This window comes from Kibdelosporangium aridum (assembly GCF_900176515.1).
Lineage (GTDB): Bacteria > Actinomycetota > Actinomycetes > Mycobacteriales > Pseudonocardiaceae > Kibdelosporangium > Kibdelosporangium aridum.
In genome coordinates this window covers 1,668,575-1,693,451 of record NZ_FWXV01000002.1, presented here as the reverse complement: position 1 = coordinate 1,693,451, position 24,877 = coordinate 1,668,575, and the positions used below count along the sequence as shown (strand labels likewise).

The window sequence follows — 24,877 nt, the reverse complement described above, 5'->3', positions numbered from 1 at the left end:
GTAATCCGCTTTGGTCGATATAAGGTCCGTCCCCAAGACTGCCTTCCCGACTTTGTTTTGAGGTGTGCGATGGTCCAGACCCGTAGGGTTCGAGCGGGCCGCCTGGTGGCGTTAGGCCTCTCCACGGCTCTCGTGCTGTCCGCCTGCGCGGAGTCGCAACGGGGCCAGAACGATCAAGGTGGCGGCGGCGGCGCGGCGAAGGTCGGCGGCACCATGACGTTCGCGACCGAGGGCGCACCCAAGCTGTTCGACCCGTTCTTCGCGACGGATGGTGCGACGTTCCGGACCTCGCAGCAGATCTTCGAGGGGCTCATCGAGTTCAAGCCGGGCACCGCGGAGGCCGAAGCCGGTCTCGCCGAGAGGTGGTCCTCCACCCCGGACGGCAAGACGTGGACGTTCAACCTGCGCAAGGGCGCGAAGTTCCACGACGGCACGGAGTTCAACGCCGAGGCTGCCTGCTACAACTTCAACCGCTGGTACAACCAGAAGGGCGCGGGCCAGAGCCCGGCCGTCACCGGTTACTGGCAGGACAACTTCGGCGGGTTCTCCGACGGCGCCAAGCCGTCGCTGTTCAAGTCGTGCACGGCCAGCGACCCGTCGACCGCCGTGGTCGAGCTGACCAGCTACACCAGCAAGTTCCCGGACATCCTCGGCCTGCCGTCGTTCGCGATGCAGAGCCCGACCGCGATGAAGCAGTACGACGCGGACAACGTGGTGCAGCAGGGTGAAAGCTTCGTGTACCCGGCGTACGGCCAGGAGCACCCGGTCGGCACCGGCCCGTTCAAGTTCTCCAAATACGACAAGGCGAACGGCACTGTCGAGCTGGTCCGCAACGATGACTACTGGGGTACCAAAGCCCTGCTCGACAAGCTGATCCTGCGGGCGATCCCGGACGAGACCGCACGCAAGCAGGCGCTGCAGTCCGGTGACGTGCAGGGTTACGACCTGCCGGCCCCGGCGGACTGGGACCAGCTGAAGAAGGACGGGCACAAGCTGCTGATCCGTCCGGCCTTCAACGTGATGTACCTGGGCATCGGCCAGAAGAACAACGCCAAGCTGCGTGACCTGAAGGTGCGCCAGGCCATCGCGCACGCCGTCGACCGCGACGGCCTGATCAAGCAGCAGTACCCGGAGGGTGCGAAGGTCGCCGAGAACTTCTACCCGGACACGGTGTCCGGCTGGATCGGCGACGTGCAGAAGTACGAGTACAACCCGGAGAAGGCCAAGACGCTGCTGGCCGAGGCGGGTGCGACCGGTCTCGAGGTCACGTTCTACTGGCCGACCGAGGTCACCCGGCCCTACATGCCCAACCCGCGTGACATCTTCGGCTTCATCCGCGGCAACCTCGAAGCGGTCGGCATCAAGCTCAACGTGGTCAGCAAGCCGTGGAACGGTGGCTACCTCGAGGACGTCGACCAGGCCAAGGCAGACGTGTTCCTGCTGGGCTGGAACGGTGACTACAACACGCCGGACAACTTCATCGGCAACTTCTTCTCCGACCCGAACAACCGGTTCGCCACCGGCTCGGCGACGTGGGGTGCCCAGCTGTCCGCGGAGATCAAGGCGGCCGACGCCGAGCCGGACGCCGCCAAGCGCAAGTCGATGTACGAGGCGCTGAACAAGAAGCTCAAGGCGGAGTACCTGCCCGCGATCCCGGTGGCCCACTCGCCGCCCGCGCTGGTCACCTCCGCCAAGGTCAGTGGTCTGGTCGCCAGCCCGTTGACCGACGAGCGGTTCGACACCGTCAGCCTCGGCTGAGGCGCAGAAGGACCTTAGAAAACTGTGCTCCGTTACACCGTCCGGCGGCTGCTGCAGCTCGTGCTCGTCGTCGTAGCACTGTCGCTGCTGCTGTTCGCGTGGTTGCGTTCGCTCCCAGGAGGGCCGGTCTCGGCCCTCCTGGGCGAGCGGGCCACCCCCGCCCTGCGCGCCCAGTTGACCGCCGAACTGGGCCTTGATCAACCGATCTTCGTGCAGTACTTCAAGTTCCTCGGGCGCGCCGCGTCCGGGGACTTCGGTGTTTCCACCGGCGTTCAGCCGGGCGATTCGGCCATGGAGATCTTCCTGCAACGGTTCCCGGCGACCCTCGAGCTGTCGGTGCTGGCCATCGTGATCGCCATCGCGGTCGGGATCCCGCTGGGTTTCCTGGCTGCTCGCCGTCGCGGCGGGATCCTGGACAACCTCAGCGTGGTCGGTTCGCTGATCGGCGTCGCCGTGCCGGTGTTCTTCCTGGCGTTCGTGCTCAAGCAGGTCTTCGCCGTCGAGCTGGGCTGGTTTCCCACCACGGGAAGACAGGAAGGCGGGCTCGACGCGACCCGGGTCACCGGGTTCTTCATCCTCGACGGGCTGATCACGCGCGAGTTCGACGCCGCGTGGGACGCGTTCAAACACCTGATCCTGCCCGCGGTAGCGCTGTCCAGCATCCCGTTCTCGGTGATCTTCCGGATCACCCGTGCCTCCGTGCTGGACGTGCTCGACGAGGACTTCGTGCGCACCGCCGAGTCGAAGGGCCTGACCACTCCGGTGATCCGGCGACGGCACGTGCTGCGCAACGCGATGTTGCCCGTGGTCACCACGATCGGCCTGCAGACCGGTGCGCTGCTTGCCGGTGCCGTGCTGACCGAGAAGGTGTTCGCCTTCCCCGGCATCGGGCAGGCGTTGGCGATCGGCTTCGAGCGCCGTGACTACCCGGTGCTGTTGTTGCTGATCCTTTGCGCTGCCGGGGTTTTCGTGCTTGTCAATCTGGCGGTCGACCTGTCGTACGCGGTGATCGACCCACGGATCCGGACCTCGGGTGGTGGGCGATGACGGCTCGTACGAGCAAGATCGACGAACTGGCTCAGCGAGCCGCCAAGTCCGACGCCGGGGTCAGCCTGGCCGCCGCGGCCTGGCGCCGGTTGCGCCGCAACCCGGTGTTCCTGCTCGGCGCGACGATCGTGATCGCGTTCGTGATCCTGGCGCTGCTTTCCCCGTTCCTGGCCCCGCACGACCCGGGTGAGCCGATGCTCGGCGACCAGGTCATCCGTGCCCGCAACGAAATCCCACCGGCACAGCCCGGTCATCCGCTCGGCGGCGACCAGGTCGGCCGCGACCTGCTGTCCCGGCTTCTTGTCGGCGCACAGCAGACGCTGCTGGTCGGTGTGCTGGCCACGCTGATCGGACTGGCTGGCGGCTTGGTGCTCGGCACGCTCGCGGGCGCGTTGAGCGGGTGGGTGGACTCCACGGTCATGCGCGTGGTCGACGTGATGCTGTCGATCCCGGGCCTGCTGCTGGCGGTGTCCATCGGCTCGTTGTTCGCCCAGCCCAACCAGTACACGGTCATCCTCGCGGTGGCCGTCGTGCAGATCCCCGTGTTCGCAAGGCTGTTGCGTGGTTCGATGCTGGCGCAACGGCACAGTGATCACGTGCTCGCCGCGCGCTCGCTCGGCGTGCGAGAGGGCTCGATCGTGTTCCGGCACATGCTGCCCAACTCGCTCGGACCGGTGATCGTCCAGGCCACGCTCGTGCTCGCGATCGCGATCATCGAGGCGGCCGGGTTGTCGTTCCTCGGCCTCGGCAACCCCGACGACCGGGTCCCGGAGTGGGGCCAGATGCTCGGCCAGGCGCAGAACGTCATCGACAGCCACCCGGAGCTGGCGTTCTGGCCGGCCGGCTGCATCGTCGTGGTCGCATTGGGTTTCACATTGGTGGGCGAGTCGCTGCGTGAGGCTCTCGACCCGAAGAGCCGGCGGTGATGTAAAGGTGGCATTGCTCGACGTTCGCGACCTCAGGGTCGAGTTCCGGCGCAAGGGTGAAGACCCCGTGTACGCCGTCGACGGCGTCAGCTTCCAGGTGGAGCCCGGCCAGACGGTCGGGCTGGTCGGCGAGTCCGGCTGCGGCAAGTCCGTCACCGCGCTGACGATCATGGGCCTGCTGCCGAGGCGGGGCCCGCGTGTCTCCGGTTCGGCCCGGTTCGAAGGAACCGAGCTGTTGTCGTTGTCCGACAGGCAGATGCGTGATCGGCGCGGCCGCGACCTCGCCATGGTGTTCCAGGACCCACTGTCCTCTTTGAACCCGGTCATCCCGATCGGCTTGCAGGTCACCGAGGTGCTGGAGCGCCACCGGGGCATGACCCGCCGACAGGCCACAGTGGAGGCTGCCGACCTGCTGGACAAGGTCGGCATCCCCGACCCCAAGCGTCGGCTCGACGAGTACCCGCACCAGCTGTCCGGTGGCATGCGGCAGCGCGCGATGATCGCGATCGCGCTCGCCTGCCGGCCCCGGCTGCTGATCGCCGACGAGCCGACGACCGCGCTCGACGTCACCATCCAGGCGCAAATCCTTGCCCTGCTGACGGATTTGGTGCGGGACACCGAGACCGCACTGATCATGATCACGCACGACCTCGGTGTGGTCGCCGGACTGTGCGACGAGGTCAACGTGCTCTACGGCGGCCGGGTGGTCGAACGGGCCAAGCGGCACGATCTGTTCGCAGTGCCAAGGCATCCGTACACCCACGGCCTGCTGTCCTCGATCCCCCGGCTGGACGCGCCGCGGGGTGAGCGGCTGTCGCCGATCAGGGGCTCGGTGGCCGACAACATCCCGTGGACGACGGGTTGCGCGTTCGCACCCCGCTGTCCCAACGCCGTGGACACCTGCGTCGAGGTGACTCCGGAGATGGCGGCCGACCAAGCCGTGCCCGACGACCGACTGCTGCGTTGCCACAACCCGGTCGAACCGGTGCGCGATGGGGAGGCCCTGGTATGACCGAGGTTGTGGCGACCGAGACACTGGTCGAGGTCGAAGACATCAAGGTGCATTTCCCGATCAAGCGCGGGGTCGTGCTGGACCGGACCATCGGCTATGTGTACGCGGTGGACGGAGTCGATCTGGCCATCCGGCGAGGCGAAACCTATGGCCTGGTCGGTGAGTCCGGCTGCGGCAAGTCGACCCTCGGCCGTGCCATGCTCAAGCTGACCCCGCCGACGTCCGGCCGGGTCGTCTTCGACGGGACCGACCTGTCGGCCATGCGCGGTGAGCCACTGCGCAAGATGCGCCGCCGGATGCAGATGGTCTTCCAGGACCCGATGTCGTCGCTGGATCCCCGCCAGTCGGTGGAGTCCATTTTGGTCGAGGGCATGCGGGCGCACGGGCTGGACAAGGACCGCGAGACGACCGCGAAACGTTTGCGCTCACTGCTTTCGTCGGTCGGCCTGCCGAGCAACGCACTGCGCCGGTACCCGCACGAGTTCTCCGGTGGCCAGCGGCAACGGATCGGAATCGCCCGGGCGCTCACCGTCGACCCCGAGCTGATCGTGGCCGACGAGCCGGTCTCCGCGCTCGACGTCTCGGTGCAGGCCCAGGTGATCAACCTGCTTGAGGACCTGCAGGAAGAGTTCGGACTGACCTACCTGGTGATCGCGCACGACCTCGCGGTGGTCCGGCACATCTCCGACCGCGTCGGCGTGATGTACCTCGGTGGCCTGGTCGAGGAAGCACCATCGGACCTGCTGTACGCCGAGCCGCTGCACCCGTACACCCGGGCGCTGTTCTCGGCGGTGCCTGTGCCTGACCCGATAGTGGAGGACAGCCGCGAACGAATCCTGCTCGCCGGGGACCTCCCGTCGCCCGCGCGCCCGCCGGCCGGTTGCCGTTTCCACACCCGCTGCCCGTGGCGCCAGGAGCAGCGCTGCGACACCGAGCGCCCGGCACTGAGGGAGATCGTCCCAGGCCATCGGGTAGCGTGCCACTTCGCCGAGGACATCAGGTCCGGGCGGCTGCGTCCACACGAAGTCAGGCCGGAACTGATCGAGCAGGACGGCACGGGCGGCGTTGTCGGAGCCGACGACCCGCTGGCCGGCCCGGCTTCGATCACTGAGGCACTCGGCTAGTCACTGTCCTATTTGTGTCAGTCGACTGAAACAGCACCGCAGACCGCTACATTCCGTGATCAGTCCTGCGCGTCAAGGTGTTGGCCTGCCCGTGTTCCCGGATCGTGACCTCAGGGTGGTCAATCGATGGCGAACAAGAGGGCTAAGGTCGCCACCAACGGACAGATCCCGGACCGACTCGGAAGGAGTGCGTGATGGCTTACCCGCTGTCGCCGCAACCCAGCCGCATGGCCTCCCGGTACAGCAGCGCCCTCATGCGCGCGACGCGACGGGTGGGTCTGGCACAGCGATGACCGCTCCGATCGAGGTCACCGACTCTGACAAATCGGCACAACCGGAAGCCGTACTGCAAGGAGTCAGCCGCAAGGCGATCCAGGGCCGGTCACTCGGCCGGATCGCGTGGATGCGGCTCAAGCGCGACAAGGTCGCCATGGCCGGCGGTGCCGTGGTCCTCCTGCTCATCCTTGTCGCCATCTTCGCCCCGCTCATCGTGAAGCTGCTCGGCCATCCGCCCAACGAGTTCCACCAGGAACTGGTCGATCCCACGCTCGGCAAGCCGTACGGCTCGTTCGGCGGGATCAGCTGGGACTTCCTGCTCGGCGTCGAGCCGGGCAACGGACGCGACCTGTTCAGCCGGATCGTCTACGGCGCACAGATCTCCATGCTGGTCGGGTTCCTCGCCACGCTGGTGTCGGTGATCATCGGCACGGTGCTCGGCGTGATCTCCGGCTACTTCGGCGGGTGGGTCGACACGCTGATCTCCCGCACGATGGACGCCTTCCTGGCCTTCCCCCTTCTGCTTTTCGCGATCGCGCTCGCGGGTGTGAGCCCGAACGAGCTGCTCGGCCTGAGCGGCAACGGCCTGCGAATCGCCATGCTCGTGTTCATCATCGGCTTCTTCAGCTGGCCGTACATCGGTCGCATCGTCCGTGGGCAAACGCTGTCGCTGCGCCAACGTGAGTTCGTCGACGCGGCGCGCAGCCTCGGGGCTCGCAGCCCGTACATCCTGTTCAAGGAGATCCTGCCGAACCTGGTAGCCCCGATCCTGGTGTATTCGACGTTGATGATCCCCACCAACATCCTGTTCGAGGCGGCGCTGTCGTTCCTCGGTGTCGGTATCAACCCGCCGACACCGTCGTGGGGCGGCATGCTGACCGAAGCCACCAGGGTGTACAGCGTCGCACCGCACTTCGTGATCATCCCCGGGCTTGCCATCTTCCTCACGGTGATGGCCTTCAACCTGTTCGGAGACGGTTTGCGCGACGCGCTCGACCCGCGCGCCCGATGACCTTGCGTCGCACACCTTGGCGACAGTGAAAGGAAACCGATGAGGAAAACCAATACCCGGATAGCGGCTGTGTCCGGCGCAGTCGTCCTAAGCCTGGTGCTGGGCGCCTGTGGTGGCGACAGCGGAGGCAACGGAGGCGGTGCCAATGGGGGCGGCTCGGTCGCATTCGACGCCGGCTCCAAGGGCGTCGTCAACGCCTCGGACAAAAAGGGCGGCACGCTGAAGTTCGCGAGCAGCGACGACTTCGACTCAACCGACCCGGGCAACACCTACTACGCGTTCGGCAACAACTTCATCCGCCTGTACGCGCGGATGCTGATGACCTACGCGTCCAAGCCCGGTACCGACGGTGCCAAGCCAGTGCCCGACCTGGCTGAGGCGCCCGGTGTGCCCAGCGACAGCAGCAAGACCTGGACGTACAAGCTCAAGAAGGGCATCAAGTACGAGGACGGCACCGAGGTCAAGGCCAAGGACATCAAGTACGCCGTGGCCCGTACCTTCGACCGCGGTGTGCTGCGCAGCGGTCCGTCGTACTTCAAGAGCCTGCTCGCGGCCGACGGCTACGAGGGTCCGTACAAGGACACGAACCTCGACAACTTCAAGGGCGTCGAGACCCCGGACGACTACACCGTCGTGTTCAAGCTGAAGGACTCGTTCGCCGAGTTCAACGAGCTGGTCATGTTCAGCGGCCAGACCGCTCCGGTCCCGCAGGCCAAGGACACCGGTGAGCAGTACGCGCTGCACCCGCTGTCCACCGGCCCGTACATGTGGGAAGGCAACTACAAGCCCAAGCAGGGTGGCGCGCTGGTGCGCAACCCCAACTGGGACCAGGCCACCGACCCGAACCGCAAGCAGCTGCCCGACCGCATCGAGGTCGCCGCGGGCGTCAACGCCGAGGAGCTGGACAACCAGCTGCTGTCCGGCGACGTCCAGGTCGATCTGGCCGGTACCGGTCTGCAGGAGGCTGCCCGGCAGCGGGTTCTCGGTGACCCGGCGCTGAAGGCCAACGCGGACAACCCGTACGCCGGGTTCCACTGGCTCGTGCCGATCAACACCAAGGTCATCCCGAACGTGGACTGCCGTCTGGCGATCATCTACGCCGCGGACCGCGACGCCATGTGGCGTGCCTACGGTGGCGATGTCGGTGGCGAGATGTCCACGTCGATCCAGCCGCCGATCATCCCGGGCCGTCAGGCGAACGACCTGTACAAGATCGGTCAGGGCTACAAGGGCGACGAGGCCAAGGCCAAGGAGTCGCTGGCCAAGTGCGGTCAGCCGAACGGCTTCTCCACCACGATGATCTTCCGCAGCGACCGGCCGAAGGAGAAGGCCGTCGCCGAGGCGGTCGAGCAGTCGCTGGCCAAGGTCGGCATCAAGCTGACCCTGAAGGGCTACCCGCAGGGTTCGTACACCACCGACCAGCTGGGCTCGCCGAACTTCATGGCGAACGAGAAGGTCGGCCTGGGCACCTACGGGTGGGCCGCTGACTGGCCGAGTGGCTACGGCTACCTGCAGGCGCTGACCGACGGCAAGGCGATTCAGCCGAGTGGTAACACCAACGCGCCTGAGCTGAACGACGACCAGATCAACAAGATGTGGAACGACGTCGTCAAGATCGACAACGCGGCTGAGCGCGAGAAGATCTACAACCAGATCGACCGCAGGGCGCTTGAGCTGGGTGCGTACTTGCCGAACGTCTACGCCAAGTCCCTGCTGTACCGGCCGGCGAACCTGACCAACGTGTACTTCCACGCGGGCTTCGGCATGTACGACTACGCCAACCTCGGCGTGTCCTGATAAGTCGCATCGGTCAGCTGAAGGAGTGAAGGCAACGGGTGGTCTGCGCGACGCCGCGCAGACCACCCATGGCCGCATGCTGTGATCGCTTATATCGTTCGTCGACTCGCGGGCGCGATCGTGCTGCTGCTGGTGATCAGCGCGGCCACCTTCGCGATCTTCTTCCTGGTGCCACGCATTGCCGGGGTGACCGCGGACGACCTCGCCGCCCGGTTCGCGGGGAAATCCCCCACGCCGGAAACCGTGCAGGCCATCAAGGAACGTTTCGGTTTCGACAAGTCGGTGGCCGAGCAGTACGGGATGTTCATCAAGGCTGTCGTCGCCGGGGACACCTACCAGAGCGGTACCCGGACGATCGACTGCCCGGCACCGTGCCTGGGCTATTCGTTCCGCACCAACGTGCCGGTGCTCGAGGAAGTGCTCGGCAGACTCCCGGTGACACTGTCCATCGTCATCGGTGCCGCGATCATCTGGCTGGTCTCTGGTGTCGGTGTCGGTGTGCTGTCGGCGCTCAGGCGCGGCACCGTCGTCGACCGATCGGCCATGGCGATCGCGCTGGCCGGTGTGTCGTTGCCGATCTTCTTCACCGGTCTGTTGTCGCTCACGTTCGTTGTGCACCAATGGGGACTGCTGCCCCCGGTGAAATACACGCCGTTCCTGGACAATCCCGGCCTATGGGCGCAAGGGCTCATCCTGCCGTGGATCACACTGGCGTTCCTGTTCTCCGCGATCTACGCCCGGCTGACCCGCGCCGGGATGCTCGACACCCTGGGCGAGGACTTCGTCCGGACGGCAAGAGCCAAGGGGTTGCGTGAGCGGACCGTCATCAGCAAGCACGCGCTGCGCGCCAGCCTGACACCGATCCTGACCGTGTTCGGTCTGGACGTCGGCCTGCTGCTGGGTGGTGCGGTGCTCACCGAAAAAACCTTCTCGCTCAAGGGACTTGGTCAGCTGGCACTCGACGGGGTGATCCAGAGTGACCTGCCCATGGTGCTCGGCGTGGTCATGTTCGCCGCGCTGTTCATCGTTCTGGCCAACCTGGTGGTGGACGTCCTGTACGGCGTCCTCGACCCGACTGTGAGGCGTTAGCTGATGGGGCGAACCCCAGACACCGAGCTGACCGGTGACGAGCAAGCCACGGCTGACGCCGCGTTGAACCTGCCGTCGGCTTTCCTTGAGGTGCGCGACTTGCGCGTGCACTTCCCGACCGACGACGGCGTGGTCAAGTCCGTCGACGGGCTGTCGTTCAGCCTCGAGCGGGGAAAGACGCTCGGCATCGTCGGCGAGTCCGGCTCAGGCAAGAGCGTCACCAGCCTGTCGATCATGGGGCTGCACAAGCAAGGCTCGGCTCGCATCACCGGCGAGATCAGGCTGAACGGCGAGGACCTGGTCAGCGCGGATCCCGAAACCGTGCGCCGCAAGCGCGGCAAGAACATGGCGATGATCTTCCAGGACCCGCTGTCGGCGATGCACCCGTACTACACGGTCGGCAACCAGATCATCGAGGCCTACCGGGTGCACCACAACGTGTCCAAGGCGGCGGCCCGCAAGCACGCGATCGACATGCTCGACCGCGTGGGCATTCCGCAGCCGGACAAGCGGGTCGACGACTACCCGCACGCGTTCTCCGGCGGTATGCGGCAGCGCGCGATGATCGCGATGGCGCTGGTGTGCGACCCGGAGCTGCTGATCGCGGACGAGCCGACCACCGCGCTGGACGTGACCGTGCAGGCGCAGATCCTCGATCTGATCGTGGATCTGCAGAAGGACTTCAACTCCGCGGTCATCATCATCACCCACGACCTCGGCGTGGTCGCCGAGCTGGCCGACGACATCATGGTGATGTACGCGGGCCGCTCGGTGGAGTACGGCAGTGCGCACGAGATCTTCTCGTCGCCGCAACACCCGTACACGTGGGGCCTGCTCGGTTCGATGCCCCGGCTTGACCGGGAACGCACCGAGCGGCTGCAGCCGATCAAGGGCACCCCGCCCAGCCTGATCAACGTCCCGACCGGCTGCCCGTTCAACCCGAGGTGCGCCTACGGGGAGCTCAACGGCGATCTCAGCACGACCGAGCGCCCGGAGTTCCGCGAGATCAGTCCTGGACACCGGATCGCGTGCCATCTGTCTGGCGAAGACCGCCAGCGGATCTGGAACGACGAGATCAAGCCGAAGTTGTGAGTCGATGAGCGAACTGACCTCTCCCACCGCGCCCGCCGAGAAGACCAGCGAGACCCTGCTGTCGGTGTCGGGACTGCAGAAGTACTTCCCGATCCGCAAAGGCCTGCTGCAGCGGGTGCAAGGGCACGTGCAGGCCGTTGACGGGCTGAACTTCTCGGTGCAGAAGGGCGAGACGCTCTCCCTGGTCGGCGAGTCCGGCTGTGGCAAGACCACAACGGGACGGCTGCTGACCCGGCTGCTCGAGCCGACCGCCGGCAAGATCGTCTTCGAGGGTGAGGACATCACCCACATGTCACAGTCGAAGATGCGCCCGCTGCGCCGCGACGTGCAGATGATCTTCCAGGACCCGTACTCGTCACTGAACCCGCGGCACACCGTGGGCGCGATCGTCGGCGCGCCGTTCAAGCTGCAGAAGGTGCAGACCGAGAACGGCGTGAAGAAGGCCGTGCAGGAACTGCTCGAACTGGTCGGCCTGAGCCCGGAGCACTACAACCGGTACCCGCACGAGTTCTCCGGCGGGCAGCGGCAAAGAATCGGGATCGCCCGCACGCTCGCGTTGAAGCCCAAGCTGATCGTCGCGGACGAGCCAGTGTCCGCTTTGGACGTGTCGATCCAGGCGCAGGTGGTGAACCTGCTGGAGGATCTGCAGAACGAGCTGGACCTGACATACGTGATGATCGCGCACGACCTGTCGGTGGTGCGGCACGTGTCGGACCGGGTCGCGGTGATGTACCTGGGCAAGATCGTGGAGCTCGGCGACCGGACCGGCGTGTACGAGAAGCCGATGCACCCGTACACGATGGCGTTGCTGTCGGCGGTGCCCGTGCCGGACCCGGAGCGCAAGGCCAAACGGGAGCGGATCCGGTTGAAGGGCGACGTGCCGTCGCCGATCAACCCGCCGTCCGGCTGCCGGTTCCACACGAGGTGCTGGAAGGCTCAGGAGATCTGCAAGACGGAGGAGCCGGAGTTGCGTGAGCTGGCGCCGGGTCGCCGGGCCGCGTGTCATTTCCCGGAGAACACACCGGACTCCGACCACACTGTCAAAGTGGTGTAGTGACAAGGGCCCTCGTCGTTGACGGGGGCCTTCTAGTGGCGGTGCTGGGGTTGTTTTCGGCGCGCTTGGCTCACTGCGGCGCGCTGTGCCTACTGCGGCGCGCTCTTTGGTCGCCACGGCGCGCTCTGTGGTTGCTTTCGGCGCGCTCCTGTGACTGGTCGGCGCGATTTGGTGTGGAGCCTCTGCGCCGCAAAAGGCAGGGAAAGCGGGCAGGACCTGCGGCCCTGCCCCGCCGACAAGCTTATTTGCGGCGCCACTCCACACAAAATCGCGCCGACTACCACTTTTGGCGCGCCTCTTCGTGCTCCGGGCGCGCCTTCGCTTGGGCTGGGGCGCGCCTCCACTGTTCTTCGGGTGCGCCTTTGGGCTAGGGACGCCTCCGCTTTGCTTTTGGCGCGCCTTCGCTGTTCGTTCTTCGGGCGCGCTCCAGGACTTGGCCCGGCTGACCAGATGACCCGCTAGCCCTTTGTGGACTCCCGGACTGCCAGCGACACCGGCAGCACCCGGCGACGTTCCTCCGGAGTTTGGCCCGCAAGCAAGTCCAGCAGCATGTCCACCATCTGCTTGACCTGCTCGGCTGGTTCCTGGTGCACCGAGGTCAGCGGTGGGTCGGCGGCTGGCGCCAGTTTCGGGTTGTCGTCGAAGCCCACGATCGCCACGTCTTCGGGGACTCGACGCCCCGCGGCCTTCAGTGCTCGCAGCGCGCCGATTGCCATCGGGTCGCTGGCGGCGAACACTGCGTCCAGGTCGGGTTCGCGTTCCAGCAGCTTGACCATTGCCGCTTCGCCGCCGGTTTGGGTGAAGTCGCCGTTCTCGGCGCGGCCGTTGGTCGGCATCCCTTTCTCTGCAAGGGTTTCTCGCCAGCCGGTCAATCGGTCCATCGCTGCGGGGTGGTCCTGCGGGCCGCAGACGGTCACGATGTTCCGCTTACCGACACTCAGCAGGTGCTCCACCGCGAGCTGGGCGCCTGCGGTGTTGTCGTAGTCCACTGTGTACAGGTCTGAGCTCGATCGGCCTGGGCGGCCGCCGAAGACCACTGGGACTCGCAGTAGTTTCAGCGCGACCGGCAACGGGTCGCCGCTGTGCGGGGCGAAGACCAGTGCTCCGTCGACGTGGCCGCCGTCGAGGAACTTCATCGTGCGGGGGATGTCGTCGGGGGCGTCGACGAACATCACCAGCATCTGGCTGCCTCGGTTCGCCAGTTCGCGGAATGCCGCCCGCATCACGATCAGGAAGTACGGGTCGTCGAGGACCTTCGATTCCGGTTCCGACAGGACCAGCGCGACCGCTCCTGTCCGTTTGGTGACCAATGAGCGGGCCGCCTGGTTCGGGGAGTATCCGAGATCTCGCGCGGCCGCGAGTACCGCCTCCCGAGCCCTCGGACTGACGTACATTTCCTCGTTCAGCGCGCGCGACGCGGTCGAGCGGGATACCCCCGCGTATGCCGCGACATCCTCGAGCGTCGGCCGGTCTTGAGTTGACCCCACCTGTAGAGCATAAGCCAGAGGGGTCGAAAGATACTGTCGCAAACAGGCCATTTCACGAGAAGATCTGAAGCATTATGGAGCTCGGACAGGGACATTTGAAGACCATCATCGCCGTGGCGGAGTGCGGCAGCATCGGCAGGGCGGCGATCCGGCTCGGTCAGAGCCAGGCGGGCGTCAGCGGCAACGTCCGGCGGATCGAGAAGTACTTCGGCGGGGAATTGTTCCACCGATCAGCCGAGGGCGTACGCACCACGCCGTTGGGTGATTGGGTGTTGGTCAAGGCGCGGACGTTGGCGGCGGACATGGACCAGTTGGTGTCGTCGGCCCGCAGCGTCGCAGGTGGCGCGGATCGGCTGCGGATCGCGGGGCAGCCATGCCCGACGATGCTCGCGTTGATCCCGCTGCTGCCCAGGGACGTCGAAGTGCGCGTGGATCATTCGGCCGACTGGCTGCTGCAGCAACTGAGTGCGGGTTCGTTGGACGTGTGCGTCTCTGTTGAGCCTGCCGGGTTTTCGGTGCCGGACGGCGTGCACAGGAAGGTGGTCGCCGACGAGCCGTATGCAATCGGGCTTTCGCGGGTCCATCCGTTGGCTGACCGGCCTCACATCGGACTGTCCGAGCTTTCCGACAACGACTGGGTTGACACTCCGTTCGGCGACAGCGGTCTGCGACTGGCCTGTCAGCAAGCGGGGTTCGAGCCACGGATCCGGTACTGGGTCGCCGATCCCAGCGCGGCTCGCCTTGTCGTGCGTTCCGGGCGCGCAGTCGGATTGTTCACCCGCAGCGCACCAGACGGCTTGGTTCTTCGTCCGCTGCAATGCAATCCAGTGCGTCGGCGGACCGTGCTGTACTGGCGCGAACCGGCTTCGGCGTTGATTCGGCGGTTAACCAACGTTACAGTGAACAACCGCACAGAAAGCCCTTTCTAGCCTCCTATCTGGCCGTCTGGTCATCGCATTTGCCTATGACCAAAGGTTTTCCGCTACTTGGCGGCGGCTTATCCCGTGGCACAGTCGATAGCGTCGATGTCATGTTGAGCAGACGGAAACTGCTGATGACCGGGGCAGCCGCGGTGGCTGGCGGGGCGGTCGTCGGCTGGAACGCCCTCGCCGCGCAAACCGACTTCGACGAGATCTACGCGGGCCGCCGGATCCACGGCAAGGGCGAACTCATCTTTGTCGACGGCGACGTCGTGCACGTGATGCGCAACGGCGACGGCTCGTACAGCACCTCGATCAACCACTACGAGTCGTTCACGTCGCTGCGCGACGCGGCCCGGCGCGCCGTCGACACCCTCGGCGACCTGCGCCCGGTCACGCACGTGCACTGAGAAGGGGGGAGCATCCATGGGCGTTCGCAAGAACCAGCAAAACCTGACCGCGACCGAGAAAACCAATCTGGTCAACGCGTTGCTGGCGATCAAACAGTCCGGCGTCTACGACACCTTTGTCCGCCAGCACATCGACCGGCTGAACGGCGACAGCGACAACGGCACCAGAATCGGTCACCGGTCGCCGTCTTTCCTTCCGTGGCACCGGAAATTCCTGTTGGACTTCGAACGTGCGCTGCAGGCCGTCGATCCGACGGTCAGCCTGCCGTACTGGGACTGGACCACGGCAGGTGCCGGATCATCCTTGTGGGCAACGGACTTCATGGGCCCCAACGGGAGTCCGTCACAGAACGGCCGGGTCACCAGTGGTCCGTTCGCGGGATCCAGCTGGCCGCTGTCCGTACGCAGCGATTCAGCCGGGTTCCTGCGCCGAAGCTTTGGCTCAGGCGGCGTTTCGCTGCCGACGGCTCGGGATGTCCGGACTGTGCTGGACATCCGCACGTACGACACCGCGCCGTGGAACAGCACGTCGGCCGGGAGCTTTCGCAATGGCCTTGAGGGTTTCCGCGGCCCGAACCTGCACAACCGGGTACACGTATGGGTTAACGGCACGATGGCGGGGGCGGGATCGCCGAATGATCCCGTGTTCTGGCTACACCATTGCCATGTCGACAAGCTGTGGTCCGATTGGCAGATCCGCAACGGCAGAAATACCTACATACCGGTCGCCGGGACAGCCAACGTCGTGGACATTGACGAGGTGATGCAGCCGTGGGGTGATGTCACACCACGCGACATGCTGGACCATTCCTCGCACTACACGTACGAGTAGCTTCCCGGAATCGGTCAAGTCACAACGCTGCGCAATGGGTCGTACACAGGGTGTTTTCCCTTGTACGCCAATAGGTTGACATGGTCGCGACTCGGTAACACGATCGTGGATAACATCGATTTATGGGCCAAGCGTCCAACCTGGACCCTTCCGCACGGGAGTTGCCCATGAGCGCCGCGATCCGGCCGCCAGAGGCCGCTACGCCGATCTTCCGCAATGGTTTCGCCACGACTGCCCTCGCTTTGGGCATCGTCGGCATCGGGTTCGGGCTGTCCGTGTTGTTCGGTCTGCTCGCAACCGTTTTCGGGGCACTCGCCGTGCTTTTCGGGGTCATCGGAGTCATTCGCGCGCGCAAGGGCCGGGCCACCGATGGCGGGATGGCCGCCATCGGTGTCATCGCCGGCCTGATCGCGGTCGCGATCGGGATCGGGATCATGGTCAGCATGCCTGACCAGCCCGATTCCCTGAGCTCTATCGATTTGCTCGGTTGACCGCCGATACGACGGCACGCAGTGACGCCGTCACGATCGACGAGTCGACGCCGACACCCCACAACACACGGTCTCCGACCGCGCACTCCACGTAGGCAGCGGCGCGCGCGTCGTCACCCGCGGTGAGGGCGTGCTCGGTGTAGTCAAGAACCCGGACGTCGAAGCCCACGCTGGCCAGCGCGTCCACAAAGGCCGCGATCGGGCCGTTGCCGTTGCCCCTGACCTCGTGCTCGTCGCCTTCGACGTGCACGACCGCGGCGATCTCGTCGTGGCCGTGGCCGTCGTCGGACAGCCGGTGCCGCTGAAGCGTCAGCGGGGACGTCGCCGACAGGTACTCGGCCGAGAACATGTCCCACATCTGGGCCGGGCTGACCTCTCCGCCCTCGCTGTCGGTCATCTTCTGCACCACGCCGGAGAACTCGATCTGCAGCCTGCGCGGCAGCTCCAGCTGGTGTTCGGTCTTCATCACGTACGCCACGCCGCCCTTGCCGGACTGCGAGTTCACCCTGATCACGGCCTCGTACGTGCGGCCGACGTCCTTCGGGTCGATCGGCAGGTACGGGACTTCCCACTCGAACTGGTCGACCGGGGTGCCCGCCTTGTCTGCGGCATCGCGCAGCGCGTCGAAGCCCTTGTTGATGGCGTCCTGGTGGCTGCCGGAGAACGCGGTGAACACCAGGTCACCGCCGTACGGGTGGCGCTCGGGGACCGGCAGCTGGTTGCAGTACTCGACCGTCCGGCGGATCTCGTCGATGTCGGAGAAGTCGATCTGCGGGTCGATGCCCTGGCTGAACATGTTCATGCCCAGCGTCACCAGGCAGACGTTGCCGGTGCGCTCGCCGTTGCCGAACAGGCAGCCCTCGATGCGGTCCGCTCCGGCCTGATAACCCAGTTCAGCAGCGGCAACGCCGGTCCCGCGGTCGTTGTGCGGGTGCAGCGACAGGATCACCGAGTCGCGGCGTTCCAGGTTGCGGTGCATCCACTCGATCGAGTCGGCGTACACGTTCGGCGTGGCCATTTCCACGGTCGCGGGCAGGTTCAGGATCACCGGCCGCTGCGGCGTGGGCTGCCAGATCTCCGTGATGGCGTTGCAGACCTCGGCGGCGTAGGACAGTTCCGTGCCGGTGTAGGACTCGGGCGAGTACTCGAACCGGAAGTCGGTGTCGGTGTACTTGTCCGCCAGCTCGGCCACCATTTCCGCGGCCGACGTGGCGATCTTCTTGATTCCCTCGCGCTCCTCGCGGAAGACCACGCGGCGCTGCAGGATCGAGGTGGAGTTGTAGATGTGCACGATCGCCTTGTTCGCGCCCTGCAGGGCCTCGAAGGTGCGTTCGATCAGCTCGGGACGGCACTGCGTCAGCACCTGGATGCGTACGTCCTCGGGGACCGCGTCCTCGGTGATGATCTCGCGGACGAAGTCGAAGTCGGTCTGGCTGGCCGCGGGGAAACCGACCTCGATCTCCTTGTAGCCCATCTTGACCAGCAGCTCGAACATCCGGCGCTTGCGGGCGGGCGACATCGGGTCGATCAGCGCCTGGTTGCCGTCGCGCAGGTCGACCGCGCACCACAGCGGGGCCGTGGTGATCTTGTTGTCCGGCCACGTCCGGTCGGCCAGCGTCACGTCCTCGACCACCTCGGCGAACGGCCGGTACCGGTGTACCGGCATCGAGGAACCGAGTTGGGCGTTCCATACCGGCTGGTCGGCGGGCGCCGGGCGCGCGGGCTTGCGGATCCGGGACGAGCGGAACGAATCGGGATTTGTGGTCATCGAAAGAGGTCTCCAGCTTCATCAGCGGACGACCGGCGGCAACGCTGAGCTCCGCGGCGGGGAGCCGGTCTTTCGTCAGGCCCCGTCGCGGCAGCGAAGCAGGAGGGATCGAGCCACGGCACCACAGTAGCGAGCCGACCCCCTGATCCGTAAACCAGGCGTCCCACATGCTGGGCGGAGCGGGTTACTCCGTTCAGCGGGGTTTCCGGGTGCCCGCCGAGGTGAACCCCAAGATATGACTACTCGCAGATGGCATGTCACGAGCGGGCGGGGAACGGCGGCTCGGGTTGTGTTCGGGGTCACGGCGATCTTCGCACTGATCGAAGCCGTGTACATCCTGCTGATCGTCCTGGATGCGAACACCACGAACGGCTTCTTCACGTTCATCCAGTCGCTCGCCGAACCGCTGGCGCTGTTCTTCCCTGGCCTGTTCGCGACGGGTAACTACAACCTGGACGTGATACTGAACTACGGCCTCGCAGGCGTGTTCTGGCTGGTCATCGGGTCGATCCTGGCGCGAATCATTGGCCGGTAACGGTTTGTTACTGGGAAGTAGCCAAAGCTGCTGGGCCGTGCCAGACTCCTGACATGGCCCAGCACGCCGAATCAGGGCGCTCGTCCGAGAGCGCGGGGGTCACTCGTGCGCAGGTCGTTGGCATCGTGGCCAGTGTGGTCCGATGGGTCGGCCTGCTGTGCACGTTGATCCTGGTCATTCACATCCTGCTGACCGTCGGCAACGCCAATCCGAACAACGGGATCACGAGTTTCTTCGCCTCCTGGGCGGATCCGCTCGCCCTCGGGTTCCGTGATCTGTTCACGCCGAGCGACCCGAAGGCGTTCGTGCTGGTCAACTACGGCATCGCGGCCTTGTTCTGGCTGATCGCCGCAAGTGTCCTGGCCAAGATCATCCGGCGCTTCGCCTAGGCACGTAGCCGTACAGGAACGCGTGCACGACTTGCTTGTAGTCCCTGCCCTCGGTCAACATCACGCTCAGCAGATGGGCGGCGAACCTGGTGTCGGGCATATCCAGTTTGCCCTGGTCACGTAGTTCGTCGAACTTCGACGCCAGTGCGCGCTGCACCCGCCACGGCCCGGTTTCCCGCCAGGCTTCGTAGATCTCCTTGGGGAAGTGCTCCCGCTCGGCGGCCATCCTGCTGCTCAGCGCGAAGTGGTCGGCGAGTTGGGGGGTCGGCCGGTTCCAGTCCTCCGCGAGGTTCACCAGCGCCGTTTCCAGATCGGTGGCGTCGTTGAGGTTGCGGTCGATGAGTGCCTCGTGCGCCTCGGCCACCTGACGTGAACTGGTCAGCAGCACCTCGGCGAACAGCTTCTCCTTGTTGTCGAAGTGGTTGTAGATGGTCCTGGTCGACACATTCGCTTCGGCCGCGATCACGTCGATGCTCGCAAGCAGGTAGCCGACCTGGCCGAACACCTTCATCGCCGCCTGCATGACCGCTTCCCGCTTGTCCGCCCGGACCACTCGACCTCCTATGGATACAACGACCGTTTTACAAATTTGCCATGCACGTTGTACTTTACCTTCATGGCTCAGATGAAACTCGCCGTGATCGTGGGCAGCGTGCGGGAAGGCCGCCGCGGCCCGCTGATCACCGACTGGTTCGTGGACTACGCCCGGCAGCACGGTCAGTTCGAGATCTCCGTGATCGACCTCGCCGAGGTCGAACTGCCTCTGGTGATGCCGCCGCAACCACCCGCCATGGCCGAACCGGCACGGCCGTCGGCGTTGGCCGCGGCCACTGAGGTTCTCGCGGACGCGGACGCCTTCGTGATCGTCACGCCGGAGTACAACCACAGCTTTCCGGCTTCCCTCAAGGCTTTCGTCGACTGGCACTGGAGCCAGTGGCGCGCGAAGCCGATCGGCTTCGTGTCGTACGGATCGATCGGCGGCGGCCTGCGCGCGGTCGAACAGCTCAGGTCAGTCTTCGCCGAACTGCACGCCACGACCGTCCGAGACCAGGTCAGCTTTCACCGCTACTGGATGGAATTCGACGCCGACGGCAAACCGGTCGACGCCGAGACGCACAACGAGAACGCCAAGCTGATGCTCGACCAACTGACGTGGTGGGGCACCGCTCTGCGCGACGCTCGAACCGCTGTGCCGTACGCCGTTTAGAGCTGCGCGATGTTGGCGGCCTCGTCCGGATCCGGTTCGCTGACGCCAAGAAACGCCTTCGTCACCTCGACCGCCACGTCCGGCGCGAGCCGCTTCAGGCTCATCGCAAGGACATTCGCGTCATTCCACTTGCGAGCGCCTTCGGCGATCCACGCCTCCCAGGCCAGCGCCGCCCGCACACCGGGAACCTTGTTCGCCGCGATCGCGGTGCCCGTACCGGTCCAGCACATCACGATGCCGAAATCCGCGTCCCCGTCGACCACGGCTTGGCCCACCGCCGCGCCAAGCTGTGGCCAGGACTCACCCTGTGCCGGGCGAACCACCTCGTGCTCGGCCGCCAAGTAGTCCAGGACAGCCTTCGTGGTCTCGTTCTCGTCGTCTGCGGCGAAAGCGATTCGCATGTCCCAACCGTACCCCCGGGTCGCGAGCCCATCACCGCACGTCGAGGCGCTTGCGACCACCCGTTTTGGCTGGTCCAGACCCCATCCGGTAACCTCTCCGGCGGAGGATTCGCATAGTGGCCTAGTGCGCACGATTGGAAATCGTGTTGGGTGTGATAGCCCTCAGGGGTTCAAATCCCCTATCCTCCGCCACAGATCGCCGGTCGCCGTCAAGGTGACCGGCGTTTTTCATGGTGGTGCCGGGTGCGGCACGATGACCGGCCGTGAGCAAGAAATCCGGCCGGGTGCTTTCCAATCGCTCGATCGTCATCAGTGCGGCACTGGTGGTGCTGCTGGCAGCCGGGGCTGCGTGGCTGCTGCTGGCCAACTTCGGTGGTGGTAGCGAGGCCGACCGAGCACGGTTGGACGCGATCCGGACGGTCGGGTCGTTGGTGCTGGGGGCTGGTGGTGCCATCGCCTTGCTGCTTGCCGCGCGTCGGCAGCAGACGGCCGAGCGGGATCTCGCGCAGAAGGAGCAGGTCCAGCTGCATGCCGAGCAGGACGCTGCTGAGCGGCGGATCACTGAGCTCTACCTGAAGGCCGTCGACCAACTCGGGTCCGACAAGGCGCCTGTGCGGCTGGCCGCACTGCATGCCCTTGAGCGCGTAGGACAAAGCAATCCCGCCCAGCGCCAAACCATTGTGGACGTGATCTGCGCCTACCTGCGAATGCCCTACACCGCGCCGACCATTCACCCGGCCGGCCCGCGGCGCTTGGGGTATCGGCGGCCGATTCGGCCAGGTCACCCGCTGCCCGCGCATCGGCCGACGGTGTCCGCGCCGGTGCGCGACAGTGCGAACGCGGCCCAGCAGGAACGCGAGGTTCGGCTGACCGCGCAACGCATCCTGACCACACATCTGCGCCCGGCGCAGCCGGACACGTTCTGGCCTGCCATCGATATCGATCTGTCCGGCGCGACGCTCATCGACTTCACCCTCCTCGACGGCCGAGTCGGCAGAGCCTGGTTCGACGAGGCGTCGTTCACCGGGTTCACCACGTTCGACCTCACCGAGTTCACCGCGGACACCTCGTTCCAGGCGGCCACATTCGCTGGGGAAGCATGGTTCATGGGGACCAAGTTCGCCGGCAGCGCCTTGTTCATGGGAGCCAAGTTCAGCGGGAACACCATGATCACCGACGCGGAGTTCGCCAATGAGGCCACCTTCAACTACGCCGAGTTCGCCGACCGGCCGGCGTTCAGCGGCACCAAGTTCGCCGATGGGGCGTCATTCGCCGAAGTGAAGTTCCCCGAGGGCGCCTTCTTCGCCGCTACCAAGTTCGAGGGGGACGCCTGGTTTCGCGAGACCGTCTTCGCAGGCGACGCGGATTTCAGCGAAGCCGAGTTCGCCGGAGACGCCGAGTTCACCGACGACGGGTTCGCCTCGAACGTCACATTCGAGTCTGCTTGGGCGCGCACGGATGTTGCGGACGTCTCGGTCTCGTTGCCCTCGGGCTGGACCGTCTGCGACGGTGCGGGGGAACGCCCTGACCGGCCAGGTACTTGGGCGCGGGTGGTTTCGCACTCATCGGGCGCCGGGGCTTGAGTCGTCGGCGTCAGACTCAAGCCCCGGCGCGCCAATTAGTCCTCTTCGTCCGGTTTGGCGTGATCCGCGATACCCGGGTGCGGGTCACGTGACAGGTCCACCAGGGGGTGCGGCCCCTCGGCGTCGTCCGGCAACGCGTGGCTTGGCCGCCGGGTTACCACCTGTTCCTGATTGTCCGAACTCATCCACGCCCTCCTCTTCGTGTCAAAGTGGACACTACCTATGGGAGGCGTGTGCCTGCTCGATGAGGTCGAACAGATCGAACAGCAGATCCAGCCACTCATCGCCGGTACTCGGCCGGAACCGGACCACCTGCGGGTCGTGGTCACTGGCCTGACCGGCGAATTCCGCGTTGATGTGAACGACGTCATAGTCCACACCGCGCGGAGCTCTGCTCATCAGTGTGTGATCGAGCACTTGCGAATTGCCTTCGAACACATAGGTGTAGCGCTCGTTCACCGGCAATGTGTCGATCAGGGCACGGACAGCGCCGCCCCTGGTCAGTTCGGCCAACGCCGGCGAGAACTGGAAGTCGTTCAGGTCACCGGCGAGCACGATGTTCGCCTTGCGGTCCACCGCGAGCACGCTGTCCACGAACGCGCGCAACGTGATCGCCTGCTTGATCCGCTGGTCTTCGGTCACCCGGTTCGGCGGCTGGAACCGGCCGTGCACGGACTGGTCGCCGCCCTTGGAGTTGAAGTGGTTCGCGACTACGAACACCTTGCGGCCCTTGAACACGAACTCACCGGCCAACGGCTTGCGCGACCGTTCCCACGCCGCGTTGCCCGGGTCGATCCGGCCCGGTGACACCGAAAGCGCGGCCCGGCCATGCTGCTTGACGACCTGTACCGGCGTCGCGGCGTCACCACCCGGCCGATCCACAAAGGACACACGGGCTGGGTTGAAGATGAACGCGACCCGGATGTTCCCGCCCGGTTCACCGCCGTCGGCGTTGTTCGCCGGGTTGATCTGCCGCCATTCGTAGCGCGGGCCGCCCTTGGCGACGATCGCGTCGGTGAACTTCCGCAAGGTCTGATCGGCCGACACCGTTCCGTCGTTCGTGACGCCGTTGTCGTCCTGGATCTCCTCCAGCGCAACGATGTCCGGGGTGGCCAGGTTCTCCACTATGCCCGCGGCCAGCCGGTCGAACTTGGTCTGCTCGTCGCCTGGGTCGAGGTTTTCGACGTTGTACGTACCGATCGCGAGCTCACCCGTGCGCTGCTTGCGGGTCTTCTCCGGCTTCAGTCCGCCACTGGCGATCTCACCGAGAGTGGTGGCCTGCAGCGTGTACCCGCCGAAGTTGGAGTAGTCCAACGGGCCCTCGGTCCGGCCGGTGAGCTTGTCGTTCACGTTGACCTGCGGGAAAGGCCGCTGCGAGAACGGGATCAGCGACATGACCTTCAACCGGCCGGGGTTCGGCTGGTCGTAACCGCCGTACAGGGTGCCGCCGCGCGCAGTCGGGTTCTCGTCCGGCCGCACGGTCACGTAGAACTCGTTGAACTCCGTGGTCGGGCCGACAACGCGAACGTCAGCGACCGCGACCCGCATGCTTTCCCTGGACTCGAAGTAGTCCAATGTGTACTCGGCCGGCTTCAGCTCGAGCGAGTCGATGTTTCCACCGGTCGGCACGTAGCCCGCCGGCAGCGCACCGATACTTTCCGCTTGTGGCAAGGGGTTCCCCGCCGACGACACGGTCCACGTCGCGCCGATCAGTTCGGTCAGCGACTGGAACGTCGAGTTCGCGTCGTCGTTGGGCAGCGCTTCCTTCACGGTTCCCGCCACCACGACCGCGTCGCCGACCTTGACGTTCGGGGTCGCCGAACCGGTCAGCACGAAAAGACCTTCGCTGGTGCGCACGTCGGCGTCCGGAGCGGTGTCCTGGAACCAGAAACCACGCTGTTGACCGAACGCGCGGATCGCGGTGACCACACCGGTCACGTCCGCGACCTTCTTGCCCGCCAAGGGCGAAACGCGCGTAATGCCCTGGATGGCGTGAATCTTCGCGGAAACCGGTGGCGTACCGCCGCCAGGGCCTTCACCCGCGGCATTGCGCGGACTCGGCTCGCCGGACGCGAAGTCGACCGAGTTGTTGTCCGTGTCGGTGGCGTTGACGCGGGCGGACGAGGTCGTGTTGCTGGTCGCGGCCGCCGGAGCGGTCTCACGCACCGTAGCGTTGCCGTAACCGATCAGGTCGTGAATTCGGGTGTCCGCGACGCAATCCGCAGCGGTCAGGCACGTCAGGAGCTCGGTGCTCTTCACCAGCGCGACCGTGCCCGCACTCGCGGCCATCGGGATGGTGCCCACCGCATCCGACGCAGGCAGCTCGACGGATCCGCCTGTGCCCTTCGCCTCGCTGACCAGGTAGGTCTTGCCCGGCTGCACCGATCCGGTGAGGGGTGTCGCCTGCCAGCGGCTGCTCGAGCTCGGTGCGGCAGGCAGGTACTGCACGCTCCACCCGGCCACCGAGACGGGTGCCGTCCCGACGTTGGTCAACTCGATGAAGTCCTGTGTCAACGTGGCGCCGGAGTTGCCGCCGCCCCCGTAGACCTCGCCGATCAGGATGTCCGCGCTCGGTGCGGCGCTCGCGGCCGGAACCACCAGCACCATGCCAAGCCCGACGGACGCCGCCACGGCGAGCCCGCGTAAGGATGAGGTCACGCTCTGTCC

Annotated in this window: 24 protein-coding genes and 1 tRNA gene; 19 read left to right on the top strand and 6 right to left on the bottom strand. The window is 65.8% G+C overall.

The features are described from left to right. Window positions 1–69: 69 nt before the first annotated feature. The 10 genes from B9C43_RS17615 to B9C43_RS17570 all read left to right on the top strand — a co-directional run bounded on the left by B9C43_RS17615 (window position 70) and on the right by B9C43_RS17570 (window position 12,187). A complete protein-coding gene (locus B9C43_RS17615) occupies window positions 70–1,758 on the top strand; it encodes an ABC transporter substrate-binding protein (RefSeq protein WP_084427598.1) in 1,689 nt (562 codons plus the stop codon). Between the two features lie 24 nt (window positions 1,759–1,782). Further along, complete coding sequence (locus B9C43_RS17610) at window positions 1,783–2,805, top strand: ABC transporter permease (protein ID WP_084427596.1); 1,023 nt, start codon at window positions 1,783–1,785, stop codon at window positions 2,803–2,805. Next, a complete protein-coding gene (locus tag B9C43_RS17605; protein WP_084427594.1) occupies window positions 2,802–3,731 on the top strand; it encodes an ABC transporter permease in 930 nt (309 codons plus the stop codon). The genes B9C43_RS17610 and B9C43_RS17605 overlap by 4 nt, the downstream gene beginning before the upstream one ends. A 7-nt stretch (window positions 3,732–3,738) precedes the next feature. Beyond that, the gene (locus B9C43_RS17600; RefSeq protein WP_084427592.1) at window positions 3,739–4,743 is read left to right on the top strand and encodes an ABC transporter ATP-binding protein; all 1,005 of its coding nucleotides are present in this window, start codon (window positions 3,739–3,741) and stop codon (window positions 4,741–4,743) included. Next, window positions 4,740–5,867, top strand: a complete 1,128-nt coding sequence (locus tag B9C43_RS17595; RefSeq protein ID WP_084427590.1) for an ABC transporter ATP-binding protein — start codon at window positions 4,740–4,742, stop codon at window positions 5,865–5,867. Before B9C43_RS17600 ends, B9C43_RS17595 begins: the two co-directional genes overlap by 4 nt. A gap of 289 nt (window positions 5,868–6,156) precedes the next feature. Next, a complete protein-coding gene (locus B9C43_RS17590; RefSeq protein WP_033391271.1) occupies window positions 6,157–7,155 on the top strand; it encodes an ABC transporter permease in 999 nt (332 codons plus the stop codon). A 39-nt stretch (window positions 7,156–7,194) separates the two neighbouring features. Next, window positions 7,195–8,952: an ABC transporter substrate-binding protein gene (locus tag B9C43_RS17585; protein WP_084427588.1), complete on the top strand. Its 1,758-nt coding sequence runs from the start codon at window positions 7,195–7,197 to the stop codon at window positions 8,950–8,952. An 81-nt stretch (window positions 8,953–9,033) separates the two neighbouring features. Then, complete coding sequence (locus B9C43_RS17580; RefSeq protein WP_033391269.1) at window positions 9,034–10,041, top strand: ABC transporter permease; 1,008 nt, start codon at window positions 9,034–9,036, stop codon at window positions 10,039–10,041. Between the two features lie 3 nt (window positions 10,042–10,044). Next, complete coding sequence (locus B9C43_RS17575) at window positions 10,045–11,133, top strand: ABC transporter ATP-binding protein (RefSeq protein WP_033391268.1); 1,089 nt, start codon at window positions 10,045–10,047, stop codon at window positions 11,131–11,133. Between the two features lie 4 nt (window positions 11,134–11,137). Then, window positions 11,138–12,187, top strand: a complete 1,050-nt coding sequence (locus B9C43_RS17570; protein WP_084427586.1) for an ABC transporter ATP-binding protein — start codon at window positions 11,138–11,140, stop codon at window positions 12,185–12,187. Window positions 12,188–12,645: 458 nt separating this feature from the next. Here the strand turns inward: B9C43_RS17570 and B9C43_RS17565 are convergent, their stop codons facing one another. After that, a complete protein-coding gene (locus B9C43_RS17565) occupies window positions 12,646–13,674 on the bottom strand; it encodes a LacI family DNA-binding transcriptional regulator (RefSeq protein ID WP_235038661.1) in 1,029 nt (342 codons plus the stop codon). A gap of 74 nt (window positions 13,675–13,748) precedes the next feature. Between B9C43_RS17565 and B9C43_RS17560 the strand changes: the two genes are divergently transcribed. The 4 genes from B9C43_RS17560 (at window position 13,749) to B9C43_RS17545 (ending at window position 16,327) form a co-directional block, all read left to right on the top strand. Further along, window positions 13,749–14,603, top strand: a complete 855-nt coding sequence (locus B9C43_RS17560; RefSeq protein WP_084427582.1) for a LysR family transcriptional regulator — start codon at window positions 13,749–13,751, stop codon at window positions 14,601–14,603. Window positions 14,604–14,704: 101 nt separating this feature from the next. Next, entirely contained in the window at window positions 14,705–15,004 is a 300-nt protein-coding gene (locus B9C43_RS17555; RefSeq protein ID WP_084427580.1) for a tyrosinase family oxidase copper chaperone, read from the top strand. 16 nt (window positions 15,005–15,020) lie between these two features. Then, on the top strand, window positions 15,021–15,836 hold the full coding sequence (locus B9C43_RS17550) for a tyrosinase family protein (RefSeq protein ID WP_084427579.1): 816 nt from the start codon (window positions 15,021–15,023) through the stop codon (window positions 15,834–15,836). A gap of 167 nt (window positions 15,837–16,003) precedes the next feature. Beyond that, a complete protein-coding gene (locus B9C43_RS17545; RefSeq protein WP_143446375.1) occupies window positions 16,004–16,327 on the top strand; it encodes a hypothetical protein in 324 nt (107 codons plus the stop codon). On the opposite strand, the gene leuA is transcribed toward B9C43_RS17545, so the two are convergent. Next, window positions 16,308–18,095 (bottom strand): 2-isopropylmalate synthase, encoded by a 1,788-nt coding sequence (leuA, locus tag B9C43_RS17540; RefSeq protein WP_033392912.1) that lies wholly within the window; start codon window positions 18,093–18,095, stop codon window positions 16,308–16,310. The genes B9C43_RS17545 and leuA overlap by 20 nt on opposite strands. Window positions 18,096–18,330: 235 nt before the next feature. On the opposite strand from leuA, the gene B9C43_RS17535 reads away from it, so the two are divergent. Together B9C43_RS17535 and B9C43_RS17530 are read left to right on the top strand one after the other, a co-directional pair. Beyond that, complete coding sequence (locus B9C43_RS17535; RefSeq protein WP_051897710.1) at window positions 18,331–18,630, top strand: hypothetical protein; 300 nt, start codon at window positions 18,331–18,333, stop codon at window positions 18,628–18,630. Between the two features lie 53 nt (window positions 18,631–18,683). Further along, window positions 18,684–19,019 carry a hypothetical protein gene (locus B9C43_RS17530; RefSeq protein ID WP_084427575.1) on the top strand — a complete coding sequence of 112 codons (336 nt, stop codon included), beginning with the start codon at window positions 18,684–18,686 and terminating at the stop codon, window positions 19,017–19,019. Here the strand turns inward: B9C43_RS17530 and B9C43_RS17525 are convergent. After that, entirely contained in the window at window positions 19,000–19,572 is a 573-nt protein-coding gene (locus B9C43_RS17525) for a TetR/AcrR family transcriptional regulator (protein ID WP_084427573.1), read from the bottom strand. The genes B9C43_RS17530 and B9C43_RS17525 overlap by 20 nt on opposite strands. A gap of 63 nt (window positions 19,573–19,635) precedes the next feature. Between B9C43_RS17525 and B9C43_RS17520 the strand changes: the two genes are divergently transcribed. After that, entirely contained in the window at window positions 19,636–20,226 is a 591-nt protein-coding gene (locus tag B9C43_RS17520; protein ID WP_084427571.1) for an NADPH-dependent FMN reductase, read from the top strand. Here the strand turns inward: B9C43_RS17520 and B9C43_RS17515 are convergent. Then, window positions 20,223–20,627, bottom strand: coding sequence for an RpiB/LacA/LacB family sugar-phosphate isomerase (locus B9C43_RS17515; RefSeq protein ID WP_084427569.1), 405 nt, complete (start codon window positions 20,625–20,627; stop codon window positions 20,223–20,225). The two genes, B9C43_RS17520 and B9C43_RS17515, sit on opposite strands and share 4 nt — an antisense overlap. 102 nt (window positions 20,628–20,729) lie before the next feature. Between B9C43_RS17515 and B9C43_RS17510 the strand changes: the two genes are divergently transcribed. Next, window positions 20,730–20,819 (top strand) — tRNA-Ser (locus B9C43_RS17510). 71 nt (window positions 20,820–20,890) lie between these two features. Further along, window positions 20,891–22,210: a pentapeptide repeat-containing protein gene (locus tag B9C43_RS17505; protein ID WP_143446374.1), complete on the top strand. Its 1,320-nt coding sequence runs from the start codon at window positions 20,891–20,893 to the stop codon at window positions 22,208–22,210. A 35-nt stretch (window positions 22,211–22,245) separates the two neighbouring features. On the opposite strand, the gene B9C43_RS56695 is transcribed toward B9C43_RS17505, so the two are convergent. Next, on the bottom strand, window positions 22,246–22,395 hold the full coding sequence (locus tag B9C43_RS56695; protein WP_160096547.1) for a hypothetical protein: 150 nt from the start codon (window positions 22,393–22,395) through the stop codon (window positions 22,246–22,248). A 31-nt stretch (window positions 22,396–22,426) separates the two neighbouring features. Beyond that, window positions 22,427–24,817, bottom strand: a complete 2,391-nt coding sequence (locus tag B9C43_RS17500; protein ID WP_084428272.1) for a lamin tail domain-containing protein — start codon at window positions 24,815–24,817, stop codon at window positions 22,427–22,429. Window positions 24,818–24,877: the final 60 nt, after the last annotated feature.

Coding starts and splice junctions, on each gene's coding strand:
- B9C43_RS17615 (WP_084427598.1), top strand. CDS start 70: ATGGTCCAGACCCGTAGGGTTCGAGCGGGCCGCCTGGTGGCGTTAGGC.
- B9C43_RS17605 (WP_084427594.1), top strand. CDS start 2,802: ATGACGGCTCGTACGAGCAAGATCGACGAACTGGCTCAGCGAGCCGCC.
- B9C43_RS17595 (WP_084427590.1), top strand. CDS start 4,740: ATGACCGAGGTTGTGGCGACCGAGACACTGGTCGAGGTCGAAGACATC.
- B9C43_RS17590 (WP_033391271.1), top strand. CDS start 6,157: ATGACCGCTCCGATCGAGGTCACCGACTCTGACAAATCGGCACAACCG.
- B9C43_RS17585 (WP_084427588.1), top strand. CDS start 7,195: ATGAGGAAAACCAATACCCGGATAGCGGCTGTGTCCGGCGCAGTCGTC.
- B9C43_RS17575 (WP_033391268.1), top strand. CDS start 10,045: ATGGGGCGAACCCCAGACACCGAGCTGACCGGTGACGAGCAAGCCACG.
- B9C43_RS17570 (WP_084427586.1), top strand. CDS start 11,138: ATGAGCGAACTGACCTCTCCCACCGCGCCCGCCGAGAAGACCAGCGAG.
- B9C43_RS17560 (WP_084427582.1), top strand. CDS start 13,749: ATGGAGCTCGGACAGGGACATTTGAAGACCATCATCGCCGTGGCGGAG.
- B9C43_RS17555 (WP_084427580.1), top strand. CDS start 14,705: ATGTTGAGCAGACGGAAACTGCTGATGACCGGGGCAGCCGCGGTGGCT.
- B9C43_RS17550 (WP_084427579.1), top strand. CDS start 15,021: ATGGGCGTTCGCAAGAACCAGCAAAACCTGACCGCGACCGAGAAAACC.
- B9C43_RS17545 (WP_143446375.1), top strand. CDS start 16,004: ATGAGCGCCGCGATCCGGCCGCCAGAGGCCGCTACGCCGATCTTCCGC.
- leuA (WP_033392912.1), bottom strand. CDS start 18,095: ATGACCACAAATCCCGATTCGTTCCGCTCGTCCCGGATCCGCAAGCCC.
- B9C43_RS17535 (WP_051897710.1), top strand. CDS start 18,331: ATGACTACTCGCAGATGGCATGTCACGAGCGGGCGGGGAACGGCGGCT.
- B9C43_RS17530 (WP_084427575.1), top strand. CDS start 18,684: ATGGCCCAGCACGCCGAATCAGGGCGCTCGTCCGAGAGCGCGGGGGTC.
- B9C43_RS17520 (WP_084427571.1), top strand. CDS start 19,636: ATGGCTCAGATGAAACTCGCCGTGATCGTGGGCAGCGTGCGGGAAGGC.
- B9C43_RS17515 (WP_084427569.1), bottom strand. CDS start 20,627: ATGCGAATCGCTTTCGCCGCAGACGACGAGAACGAGACCACGAAGGCT.
- B9C43_RS56695 (WP_160096547.1), bottom strand. CDS start 22,395: ATGAGTTCGGACAATCAGGAACAGGTGGTAACCCGGCGGCCAAGCCAC.
- B9C43_RS17500 (WP_084428272.1), bottom strand. CDS start 24,817: ATGGTGCTGGTGGTTCCGGCCGCGAGCGCCGCACCGAGCGCGGACATC.